The organism is Lacinutrix sp. (assembly GCF_029238095.1).
Classification (GTDB): Bacteria; Bacteroidota; Bacteroidia; order Flavobacteriales; family Flavobacteriaceae; genus Lacinutrix.
In genome coordinates this window covers 113,574-125,301 of the sequence record NZ_JAQWGS010000004.1, presented here as the reverse complement: position 1 = coordinate 125,301, position 11,728 = coordinate 113,574, and the positions used below count along the sequence as shown (strand labels likewise).

General features: G+C 33.2%; 11 protein-coding genes. 4 read left to right on the top strand and 7 right to left on the bottom strand.

Going from position 1 to position 11,728, the window contains the following annotated elements:
- Positions 1-51 precede the first annotated feature (51 nt).
- Genes P8H50_RS01460 through P8H50_RS01450 form a run of 3 tightly spaced genes read right to left on the bottom strand, consistent with a single transcriptional unit; the run spans position 52 to position 3,187 of the window.
- Positions 52-1,494 carry an NAD(P)/FAD-dependent oxidoreductase gene (locus tag P8H50_RS01460; RefSeq protein WP_300204845.1) on the bottom strand — a complete coding sequence of 481 codons (1,443 nt, stop codon included), beginning with the start codon at positions 1,492-1,494 and terminating at the stop codon, positions 52-54.
- Between the two features lie 20 nt (positions 1,495-1,514).
- Positions 1,515-2,594: a methylmalonyl Co-A mutase-associated GTPase MeaB gene (gene meaB, locus P8H50_RS01455; protein WP_300204852.1), complete on the bottom strand. Its 1,080-nt coding sequence runs from the start codon at positions 2,592-2,594 to the stop codon at positions 1,515-1,517.
- Between the two features lie 47 nt (positions 2,595-2,641).
- On the bottom strand, positions 2,642-3,187 hold the full coding sequence (locus P8H50_RS01450) for a DUF2911 domain-containing protein (protein ID WP_300204843.1): 546 nt from the start codon (positions 3,185-3,187) through the stop codon (positions 2,642-2,644).
- Between the two features lie 190 nt (positions 3,188-3,377).
- Here P8H50_RS01450 and P8H50_RS01445 point away from each other — a divergent pair, with 190 nt between their 5' ends.
- The 4 genes from P8H50_RS01445 to P8H50_RS01430 are packed head-to-tail and all read left to right on the top strand — an operon-like array spanning position 3,378 to position 6,753.
- Positions 3,378-3,947, top strand: coding sequence for a sigma-70 family RNA polymerase sigma factor (locus tag P8H50_RS01445; RefSeq protein WP_300204841.1), 570 nt, complete (start codon positions 3,378-3,380; stop codon positions 3,945-3,947).
- Positions 3,919-4,485, top strand: a complete 567-nt coding sequence (locus P8H50_RS01440) for a hypothetical protein (RefSeq protein ID WP_300204838.1) — start codon at positions 3,919-3,921, stop codon at positions 4,483-4,485. Before P8H50_RS01445 ends, P8H50_RS01440 begins: the two co-directional genes overlap by 29 nt.
- Before the next feature lie 59 nt (positions 4,486-4,544).
- Positions 4,545-6,017 carry a hypothetical protein gene (locus P8H50_RS01435; protein ID WP_300204835.1) on the top strand — a complete coding sequence of 491 codons (1,473 nt, stop codon included), beginning with the start codon at positions 4,545-4,547 and terminating at the stop codon, positions 6,015-6,017.
- A 49-nt stretch (positions 6,018-6,066) separates the two neighbouring features.
- A complete protein-coding gene (locus P8H50_RS01430) occupies positions 6,067-6,753 on the top strand; it encodes a peptidoglycan DD-metalloendopeptidase family protein (RefSeq protein WP_300204833.1) in 687 nt (228 codons plus the stop codon).
- Here P8H50_RS01430 and P8H50_RS01425 read toward each other — a convergent pair.
- The 4 genes from P8H50_RS01425 to P8H50_RS01410 all read right to left on the bottom strand — a co-directional run bounded on the left by P8H50_RS01425 (position 6,708) and on the right by P8H50_RS01410 (position 11,639).
- Positions 6,708-7,031 carry an ankyrin repeat domain-containing protein gene (locus P8H50_RS01425; RefSeq protein ID WP_300204830.1) on the bottom strand — a complete coding sequence of 108 codons (324 nt, stop codon included), beginning with the start codon at positions 7,029-7,031 and terminating at the stop codon, positions 6,708-6,710. The two genes, P8H50_RS01430 and P8H50_RS01425, sit on opposite strands and share 46 nt — an antisense overlap.
- A gap of 166 nt (positions 7,032-7,197) precedes the next feature.
- Entirely contained in the window at positions 7,198-7,602 is a 405-nt protein-coding gene (locus P8H50_RS01420; protein WP_300204828.1) for a hypothetical protein, read from the bottom strand.
- Positions 7,603-7,828: 226 nt separating this feature from the next.
- Positions 7,829-11,185, bottom strand: a complete 3,357-nt coding sequence (secA, locus tag P8H50_RS01415; protein ID WP_300204825.1) for a preprotein translocase subunit SecA — start codon at positions 11,183-11,185, stop codon at positions 7,829-7,831.
- A gap of 232 nt (positions 11,186-11,417) precedes the next feature.
- Entirely contained in the window at positions 11,418-11,639 is a 222-nt protein-coding gene (locus P8H50_RS01410; protein WP_034057512.1) for a DUF2795 domain-containing protein, read from the bottom strand.
- Positions 11,640-11,728 lie beyond the last annotated feature (89 nt).

Sequence of the window (11,728 nt, the reverse complement as noted above, 5' to 3'; positions counted from 1 at the left end):
AGAAAGTCAAATAAAGTTTAACACTGTAAAATAGATTAAAACTTATAATTCTTATGCTTTTACATCGCGTCCACGAGGTGCATTACCTTCTATCAATACCTTATCAGAATGTAATAAATCTACAGCTTTAGCAGAGTCTTTTACCTTTTTAGCGCTACGTTTTAGCATTTCGGCTTCAAACTTAGTTAACACACTTTTTCTTATTCCTTTTGCTTTCCATTGCGATAATGGTCTACATCCACGAGATATTCCTCGCGCCAAAGCCAATGCATCTAATAAGGCTTGGTTTGCACCTTGTCCTTTAAAAGGACTCATAGGATGTGCTGCATCACCTAATAGTGTTACAGCGCCTTTGTTTTCTAACCATTCAGCTTGTAATAATTTACGATCGTAAACAGGATAGCCTGAGATTTTTAAATCTTCTGTTGCTTCTAAAATTTGTGGTATAGGTTCGTGCCACTGTGTTCTTTTATAGGCTTCCTTTTTAAGTGCTTTTGGTCCTTGCTTACTTAAAACTATTGCCTTTTTTTCATTCATAGGAAAGCTTAACTGCCACATTATGGTTTCAGCGTCATAAGGCATCATATAAATACGTTCGTTACCATTTGCGGTTTGAAATACGGTTTCAGAATCTAAAAGAGTCGTGTCAATGTCTTTCTCAATGTTTTTTAAAGGACATATACCTAAAATTACAATACAATCTAGATAACGTAAAGGTGTAACAGTTTCACCAAAGAGTAATTTTCTTACAGTACTTCTAATGCCATCAGCTCCTACGATAAGGTCTGCTTTTACGTTTTTAATAGTATTATCAACTTTAAATTGTATGGAAAGCCCATCAGTTTTATGTGTTTTAAAATCGATTAGTTGATGATTCCATTGTACAGTATTATGCGCGCCAAGTTGTTCAAGTAATGCTAAGCGTAGAGACTGTCTAGCGATATGTATATTGGTTTTCTTGTTAGTTTTTTCGGTCTCAGTTGGTACCCATTTTCTTTTTCCCCATTCACCAATCACTTTGCCATCTGTATTATGTACAATATGTTTTGTTGAAACTACACCTTTTTCTAAAGAGTGAATACCAAAGCCTTTTAAGGCTGTACTTGCTTGCTGTAGCGTTAACCCATAACCTTGAGAACGTGCTTTAAAATGGCTATCGCGTTCAAAAAGTGTAAACGGAATGCCACGATGTAAACAGGCTACAGCTAAAGCAGTGCCACCAATTCCACCTCCAATAATGGCAACATGTGGTAAGTGTTCTGTATCTGCAATGGGATGGTTTTTAGCACTAATTAATCCAGAACCATTACAATTTGAGCAATTGTATAATTGGCCTTTAGGACGCATAGGAGCCACTATTTTGGTATTCGATTTTTCGAATATGTCTAATGCTATTTTATATTGAAGTCTTACTTTTTTACGAAGTTTTCGTCTTTTCTTTCCAAGTCCTTGGCATTCTTGGCAAATAGTCCAGGAAGACATTTCGTTTTTCATCTTTTTGACTGCTTCTTAATTTATTTTATACTTAATAAGTACTCAGCAGCAACAAAAGGCGTCGTTTCGTTATTTTCTATGAGTTGTAGCTGTTTTTGTAGAGCTATTTTTATTTTAGGATTACTAAAGAAATCACTTTTAAGTTGTTCTTCTATAGTTTGAATAAGCCAAAACTTGTTCTGTTCGTTTCGTTTAGAATAAAAGTAGTTGTTACTAACTGTAAGCTCAAGATATTTAGCAATCATAGTATAAATAGCTTCAATACCATCATTTTTAATTGCGCTACAAGTCACTACTTTTGGTTGCCAATTTGAAGCCTTAATAGGATACATATGTAATGCACGATTAAATTCTACTTTTGCCATTTTTGCACGCTTAGCATTGTCTCCATCTGCTTTATTAATAGCAATAGCATCTGCCATTTCAATTATTCCACGCTTAATTCCTTGAAGTTCGTCTCCTGCACCAGCAAGTTTTAATAATAAAAAGAAATCCACCATACTATGAACTGCAGTTTCACTTTGGCCAACACCAACGGTTTCAATAATTATGGTATCGAATCCTGCGGCTTCACATAAAATTATAGATTCGCGTGTTTTTCTTGCTACACCACCAAGCGATGTTCCAGAAGGACTTGGTCTAATAAAAGCGTTCTTGTCTTTTACCAAATCTTCCATTCTGGTTTTATCTCCTAAAATACTGCCTTTTGTAAGCGAGCTACTTGGATCTACTGCCAAAACAGCAACTTTTTTACCAATGCCAGTAAGATAACTACCAAAAGATTCGATAAAAGTGCTTTTTCCAACACCTGGAACTCCTGTAATTCCTATACGAACCGATTGGTTAGCGTGTGGTAAACAGGCCTTTATAATGTTGTTGGCTTGCTCTAAATGTTTGGTGTTTTTACTTTCTACTAGAGTAATAGCTTGACTTAAAGCTGTAATATTACCTTTTAAAATGGCACTTACTAAATCGAGTGTTGATTTTTTTTGCTTTCTACGCTCTTTAATTTTTAAAATAGCATTATTGCTAGTAATTTCTGGAGCAGAAACACCTTCACTTTCTTTTAATGCAGATTTTTTTGAGTTTGATTTCAAAATTAAAGATTCAATTTTTAAGTGTTCGAGTTAAACAACTCAATACCTTATTACTTGAGAGGAACCACAACTTTTGCAACATCCCAAGCCAAAGTTAAAGATAGGTTATCTGTAGAATTATCAAAGGCTATTGTAAATTGCTCTACAGGATTCTCTAAATTTTGTACTGGAGCAGTATAGGTAACCACATCAAACTCTGGAATACGCATAGGTTTCATGGTTTCGTCAACTCCCCATTTATATTGTTTGGCATTAAACATTACGTTCCAAGACGTGTCGTTTGGTATCGTCCATAAGGTGTATTTACCAGCTGGAAGCGAGTCGTTTCCAATTTTTAAAGCTTTATTCGTTTCAAAAGTAGTAGCCTCGTTTGCACCAGTTCTCCAGACTTCGTTAAAAGGCACTAAAGCACCAAAAACTTCTCGGTTACGTTTTGATGGTCTGTTATAAAAAATTTCTAATTTTAAATCGTCTACAGTAAAAACTACAGTTTTCTTCGGACTCTTACGTTCTACAAATATGCCAGTTTTAGTAAAGTAGAAATAGCCAAGTGCTGCAATAATGACTATTAATAAAAAAACGATAAATCGTTTCATAAGGTTATTAATTAGGGTTAATTTTAAAAAAAAATAAAGATACTCTAAAAGTAAAGGCTAGTCAATACTATAGCGCATTTTTAATATTTTTTGTTTCTTAAATTTAAAAAAAGTGTAACATTTTTGCAACATCTTATTTTTTGTGTCGTCTTTATAATGAGTTCAAAACAAACTAACCAAAAACCAAAAAGTGAAAGTCGTTCAATTAGATCTTATTGAATTGTGTAAACAAAACAATCGCAAAGCGCAATTGAAATTGTACAACCAGTATTGCGATGGTATGTATAGTATAGCGAAACGTTTTGTAAACCACACTGCAGAAGCAGAAGATGTTGTACAAGAGTCTTTTATTAAAGCCTTTTCAAAACTGCATCAATTTAAAGGCGATGTTACTTTTGGCGCTTGGTTAAAACGTATTGTTATTAATAAAAGTATCGATTATCTCAAACTAAAAAAGCAGCGTTTAGTTGAGTTAGAAGACGTTCATTTAAAAGTGATTGATACTAATGATAATAATAATTGGCTAGTTGATGATGCAACTACTATTGACAACATTAAAGAAGCAATAAGCCAACTGCCAGACAAGTATAAGTATGTACTCATGTTATTTTTAATTGAAGGTTATGACCATGAGGAAATTTCCCAAGTATTAAACATTACACAAGTCGCATCACGAACTCAGTTGTCTAGAGGAAAATTAAAATTACAAGAATTATTAAAACACAACAATTATGGCGAAAGATATTATAGACTTATTTGAAGCAGATAATAAATTGTCGAACGATAAAATGCCAATTGGTCATGAAGCACGTTTTCTAGATAAACTAGAATCTACTTTGCCAGCAAAGAAGAAGCCTAAATTTAATTGGTTATCTATTGCTGCAACTGTGGTTGTGTTTTTAGGATTAAGTTTTGTAGCTTTTCAGTTTTTTAACTTTAATGGAAACACTGGAACTAAACTTGTAGATATTAAAAAACCTGAGACTAAAACAAAAACGCTTGGCGATATTTCTCCAGATCTAAAGAAAATTGAAGACTATTATGTGGCCAATATTAATTTAGAACTCTCTAAAGTGAAATTAACTCCAGAGAATAAAGAGCTATTTGATAGTTATATTTTACAATTAGAAAACTTAAAAAAAGAGTACAATAATTTGTCTTTAGAGTTAACAAAAAACGGTCCAGATGAATTGACTATAGATGCTTTAATTAGCAATCTTAAGTTTCGTTTAAACTTAATGCATCGTTTAAAAAATCAATTAAATAAATTAAATACCCTTGAGATTTCTCAAGGCTAATCAATTAAAAATCGAACAGTTTATACTGAACCAGTTTCAGTATCTAAAAAATCAAAATTATGAACACAAATATAAAACTAATAGCAGTGCTGTTTCTTACAGTATTTAGCATGCAAGCACAGCAGAGGCTTAATAAAGCAGTGCAATCTGTAAAAGTAAATAAAGAGGTTACGGTTGAACTAAATACGAGCCATAGCAACATAGAAGTAGACACTTGGAATAAAGATTATGTAGAAGTAGAAGCGTACATAGAAAGCAGAAAACTTACAAAAGAAGAACTAAAAACGTATTTAAAGAAATGGAAGGTAGAGTTAAATGGCTCTGGTAACCGTGTAACTATTAATTCAAAAGGTTCTAGTGGTTTATGGGATAGTGAGATGAATTCTGAGCTTTTTGAGAATGAATCTCTTGAAGCCTTATCAAACATAAATTTAGATTTAGACCTAAATTTAAAACCTTTGTTGGAAGGTTTAAAAAGCTTAGAGTCTTTAAAAGATTTACCAGAAGCGCTTAAAGCATTAAGAATACCAGAATCTCCAGATGGTAATTATAATTTAGATTTCGATTTTGATAAGTATCAAAAAGAAGGCGAAAAATATTTAGATGTTTGGAGTAAAAAGTATAAAAAAGAATATGGTGCTGAGTACGAACAAGAAATGCGCGAATGGGCAAAAAGCATCAAACAATCAGACATTGATAAACTTGAGAAAGACTTGGGTGTTTGGGGAGAGCAATTTGGAAAAGACCTTGAAAAAGCTTTTGAAGATGGTTTTGGTAAAGACTTTGAAGATAAAATGGAAAAATGGGGAGAAGAATTTGGTAAAAAGTTTGAAAAAGAATTTGCTCCTGCAATTGAAAAATGGGGAGAGGAATTTGGTAAAGCTTTTGAAGCAAAAATGGAAGATGCTTTTGGTGATAAAACCTCAAGCAACAAAAAAGTAATAAAAGATAAAGATCTTATAAAGACTATTAAAATTAAAATGCCAAAAAAAGCTAAACTAAAGCTTAATGTAAGGCATGGTGAGTTAAAGATGGCTTCTATATTGCAAAATGTAAAAGCAGATATCTCACATGGTAGTTTATTGGCACAAACCATTGATGGAAGTTCTACTTCCATCAATGTTGCGTATTCATCGGTATTTATTAAAGAATGGAAATCTGGTGAGTTAAACTTAAAATATGTAGAGGATGCTATGATACAGCATGTAGATCAATTAATGCTCAATTCGGTATCTTCTACTATTGGTTTAGATTATATTAAAGGAAATACCATTATAGATGGTAGTTTTGGTGAGTTAACGATTCATAATATTTTACCAACATTTAACAATCTTAATATTGTTTTAGAGAATAGTGATGCTATGTTAAAACTGCCTAAAAATGTAGATTATAAACTGTTTTTTAAAGGCAATCGCTCGCAGTTTAATAACAAAACAGTAAGCAATAAAAAAATTGATAATTTTCCTAATTCTACAAGTAGTAATAATACCATTGTAATTAATGCAAAGTATAGCAATGTAATTGCTGAATAAATTTTATTTTTGAATTCAATAGCGATTTCCGGATTAAGGAAAAAATAATATGAATTCAACACAACTTAAATCATTTTTAGCAACTTTAACAAAAGAAGTTTTTGTTATTGATGCTTCTATTTCTAAAACAGACTACACGCCAATCGATTTATCTCAAGCCAATACTGCTCTAGATACTATCGATAGTTCTTCTTCTAAAGCGTGGGATATTTATATTACCAACTACCTTAAAACAAAAAATAAAAAAGTAGCCTTTGGAGGTTATTTAGAGCGACGTGGTATTTATAATCGTAGCGCTTATTTTAACAATCAAAATCCAGAAACCGAACGTAATATTCACTTAGGATTAGACTTATGGATAGAAGCTGGAACTTCTGTTTTAGCAGCTTTTAAGGGTGAAGTTCATAGCTTTAAAGACAATACTAACTTTGGAGATTATGGGCCAACCATTATCCTAAAACATAAGTTGTATAGTATTGAGTTTTATACGCTTTATGGACATTTATCTCGAGAATCTTTACGTAATTTAAAAGTTGGAGAGCAAATAGCTCAAGGCGATACTATTGGATATTTAGGCAAAGCCGAAGTAAATGGCGATTATGCACCACATTTGCATTTTCAAATAATTAAAGATTTACAAGGTAATATTGGTGACTATCCTGGTGTAGCTTCGTTAAAGGATTTGGAATTTTATAAGGAGAATATTTTTAATCCTGAGGTTGTTTTGGGGTTGTGAGTTTGGTGGTTTTGTCTATTGTTTGGTTTATGAAACGTAGCGTGTCTATGAAGAGCTGTGCAACCATAAATATCTGTTGCGTCAATATTTGCTCCTTTTTCAACTAACCAACGAACAAGCTCATTAGGAATGTAATAAGTGCTAAAAGCAGTTGATTTCCCATAACCGCCAGTTGCCTCTAATTCGCAAATATCAAAAACTTTAATTAGGTTTTTAATATCTTTTTTTTCTATTAATTCTTCAAAATTTTTAGGAAGTGTTTTTCGTTTCTTAGCCATTTTTTTCTTTGTTTGATTTTGAGTCTGTTTTTAAATGACCTCCAATGTTTCGCTAATATGAAATCGTTTTACTACTGAAACAAGTTCAGTACAAATGTTTTATATCAAACGCTAGACGAAGTTTACTAGGTTTTTTAGAAAGTCAAGCAGTTAGTGTCTCAAATAATTAATCAAAAACATTACGCTGCGCCAAAGTTTTACCAAAATAAAAACCAGCAATTACACCTAAAGCATCACAAACTGTAAACCATATTGGCGATGGTATTAAAAACAACATAATGGCTGTTATTGCTAGCATAACTCCGCCCACGCTATAAGCAGGAATCATAGCCGTTTTAGAAATTAATCCAGCTATTCCCATTCCAGAAATAATACCTAGTACATGTGCTATTATAACAGAAACCATTGCGCCTTTTGGTATTAACGCCATATTGTTTTTTAACCATTCCATATCATTTGGTTGTGCGCCTTCTGGGAATGGAAAAGCAATATGACCCAATTTTTCTATTATTGAAATTGTTATAAAAGCCACTGTAAGTCCAGCAATGGTTGCAAGTATGTTTCTAAGCATAATTTAAAATATTTTAGTTAGTGGAATAAAATTACGAAATATTATGGACATCGTCATTGCGAGGACGAAGGACGTGGCAATCTCATAAATTTAGTACAATAGTAACAAATTGCCACGTCGCAAAAAAGCGCCTCGCAATGACGTTTCATTATTGATTCAAAAAAAATCCCAAAGCGATTAGCTTTGGGATTTTAATTTATAAGATTCCTGCCTTCGCAGGAATAGTTTAGTCGTTTACAATAACCCATTCACCTTTAGCAATTAAAGGTTCGGCTTGTTTGTATTTAACTGTTTTGTTTTCACCACTCATTACATGCTTAATAGTAACACGATCGTTACGTCCAATTTTTGGAGCGTCGCGAACAATTGTTTCTACAACTTGTCTTTGTTGTTGTGTGTTTCCAGCTTCTCTGTTTTGTGCAGAACGCTGATCTAAATTTTGAATTTCGTCTTTTTGAGCTTTTAAATTATTAGTTTTCTTAGGCTGTCTTGCTTCACTAATTGCGTTTGTGTTTTCGGTTGGCAATTCGCCTTTAAATAAAAATGAAATAACATCTTTATTCACTTGGTCAATCATTGTTTTAAACAATTCGAAAGCTTCAAATTTATAAATTAATAAAGGATCTTTTTGCTCGTGTACTGCTAATTGTACCGATTGCTTTAACTCATCCATTTTGCGTAAATGCGTTTTCCAAGCATCGTCAATAATAGCAAGGGTAATGTTTTTTTCAAAATCGTTTACTAATTCTTTTCCTTGAGATTCGTATGCTTTTTCAAGGTCTGTAACTACTTGTAAGGTTTTAACACCATCGGTAAATGGAACAACAATACGTTTGTACTTGTCTCTTTGCGTTTCATATACATCTTTAATTACAGGAAATGCAACTTCGGCATTACGTGCCATTTTTGCTTTGTAATGATCGAAAGCTGTATTGTAAATACGTTTTGCTAATTCTGTTGCAGACAATTTATTAAACTCATCTTCTGTAACTGGAGATGCCATAGAGAAATAACGAATCAATTCGAACTCGAAATTCTTAAAATCATTTGCACCTTTATTGGTTTCGGCAATGCCTTCCGAAGTATCGAAAATCATATTTGCTAAATCTACACGTAAACGTTCTCCATTTAAGGCGTTGAAACGACGTTTGTAAACCACTTCACGTTGCGAATTCATTACATCATCATACTCTAATAAACGTTTTCTTACACCAAAGTTATTTTCTTCAACTTTTTTCTGTGCACGCTCAATAGACTTAGAAATCATAGAATGCTGTATCACTTCGCCTTCTTTTAATCCCATTTTATCCATCATTTTAGCTATACGCTCACTACCAAATAATCGCATTAAATTATCTTCTAACGATACGTAAAACTGAGAACTTCCTGGATCTCCTTGACGTCCAGCACGACCTCTTAACTGTCTATCAACACGTCTAGAATCGTGACGCTCTGTACCAACAATGGCTAAACCACCTGCTGCTTTTACAGCTTCACTTAATTTAATGTCTGTACCACGACCAGCCATGTTTGTAGCAATAGTTACTTGTCCTGCATTACCAGCTTGTGCTACAATATCTGCTTCTTTTTTATGTTGTTTTGCGTTTAAGACGTTGTGGTCTATTTTACGAATACTTAACATTTTACCAAGCAATTCTGAAATTTCAACATTGGTTGTACCAATTAATACTGGACGACCTTGTTGCGATAAATTAGTTACTTCGTCAATAACTGCGTTGTATTTTTCGCGTTTTGTTTTGTAAACTAAATCTTCTTTATCGTGTCTTGCAATAGGTCTGTTAGTTGGGATTTCGACTACATCTAATTTGTAGATTTCCCATAATTCTCCAGCTTCTGTTACAGCAGTACCTGTCATACCAGACAATTTACGATACATTCTAAAGTAATTTTGAAGTGTTACTGTTGCAAAAGTTTGCGTTGCATCTTCAATTTTTACATTTTCTTTGGCTTCAATCGCTTGGTGTAACCCATCGCTATAACGACGACCATCCATAATACGACCAGTTTGCTCATCTACAATCATTACTTTATTCTCCATAACAACATATTGGTTGTCTTTTTCGAATAAAGCGTAGGCTTTTAGTAACTGGTTTAAGGTGTGAATACGTTCAGATTTTATACCAAAGTCTCTAAACAAATCTTCTTTTAAGTTGGCCTCTTCTTCTGATGATAAGCCTTTAGCTTCAATTTTAGCAATCTCAATTCCAATTTCTGGCATAACAAAGAAATCTGGATTGTCTTTACCAGAAATGTATTCTACACCTTTATCGGTTAATTCAATTTGATTGTTTTTTTCTTCAATAACGTAGTATAAAGCTTCGTCAACCTTTGGCATCTCACGATTGTTGTCTGCCATGTATTGGTTTTCGGTTTTTTGAAGGATTTGTTTTACGCCTTCTTCACTTAAAAACTTTATTAAAGCTTTGTTTTTAGGAATACCTCTATACACTCTTAATAGCTGAAAACCACCTTCTTTAGTGTCTCCTGCTGCTATTAGTTTTTTAGCTTCTACTAAAGTTTGTGTTAACTGCTTACGTTGTACAGAAACAATATCTTCTACTTTAGGTTTTAAAGCATCAAATTCATGCTCGTTTCCTTTTGGTATTGGACCAGAAATTATTAATGGTGTTCTAGCATCATCAACAAGAACAGAATCTACTTCATCTACAATGGCAAAGTGGTGGCGACGTTGTACTAAATCGTCTGGCGAATTTGCCATATTATCACGTAGGTAGTCAAAACCAAATTCGTTATTTGTACCATAGGTAATATCAGAGTTGTAAGCTTTTCTTCTGCCATCACTGTTTGGTTTATGGTAGTCAATACAATCTATAGTCATACCATGGAATTGGAAAATTGGAGCCATCCATGCCATATCTCGTTTTGCTAGGTAATCGTTTACGGTTACTAAATGCACACCTTTTTCAGCTAAAGCATTTAAGTAAACAGGTAAGGTAGCTACTAAGGTTTTACCTTCACCAGTTTGCATTTCGGCAATTTTACCTTGGTGCATTGCAATACCACCAATAAGTTGCACATCGTAATGGATCATGTCCCAAGTAATTGGTTTACCTACGGCATCCCAAGAATTGGACCATGTGGCTTGATCTCCATCTAATGTTACATAATCTCCCATTCCAGAAACTTCTCTATCAAAAGGACTTGCAGTTACTGTAATTTCTGTATTATTTGTAAAACGTTTTGCTGTTTCTTTTACTACAGCAAAGGCTTCTGGTAAAATGTCGTTTAGTGTTTGCTCGACAGCTTCGTAAGATTCGTCTTCAATTTTATCAATTTCTTGGTAAATATCTTCACGTCTGTCTATATCTTCGGTAGCCTCTGCTTCTTCTTTTAATTTGTCTTTTCGCTCGTTAAAAGGTTTACGTGTTTCTGCAATAATGGCTTTGAATTCTGCTGTTTTGGCTCTTAACTCATCATGAGATAAAGACTCAAGTGCAGCTTCAAAAGTTTTAATTTTATCTACTAAAGGTGAGATGGCTTGTACATCTTGTTTGGATTTGTCTCCAACAAATACTTTTAGTATGGAATCTAAAAAACTCATAATTTTATGTTTATATTTTGGTTGTTACATTTAGATACAGCTAAATGCGACTTTATTTTATTTTTTATTGAAATTCTTCGCTGTGCTCAGAACAACCTATTTTTAGCCTTTTTAAAAAGGGCTTAAATATACGTTTTGTTGTTGTGCTTTTCTAAATTTTGAAGCACAAAAAAAGCCTCGAATAGAGACTTTTTTCTTTGTTTTTTATTCAAACGTTAAAACAACGTTTGTGTTAATACTCATCCTCGTTCCAAAGGTAGTCTTCGTCTGTTGGGTAATCTGGCCAGATTTCTTCGATAGAATCGTAAGAATCTCCTTCGTCTTCAATTGCTTGTAAATTTTCAGTAACTTCTAAAGGCGCTCCTGTTCTAATAGCATAATCTATTAGTTCGTCTTTAGTCGCTGGCCAAGGTGCATCACTTAAATGAGATGCTAATTCTAATGTCCAATACATTTCTTAATGTGTTTATTTTTTTGCAAAAATAATTTTTTAGTTTTAATAGTCAAGAAAAAAGTGAATTATTTTTCAGTAATAAAAAAGAA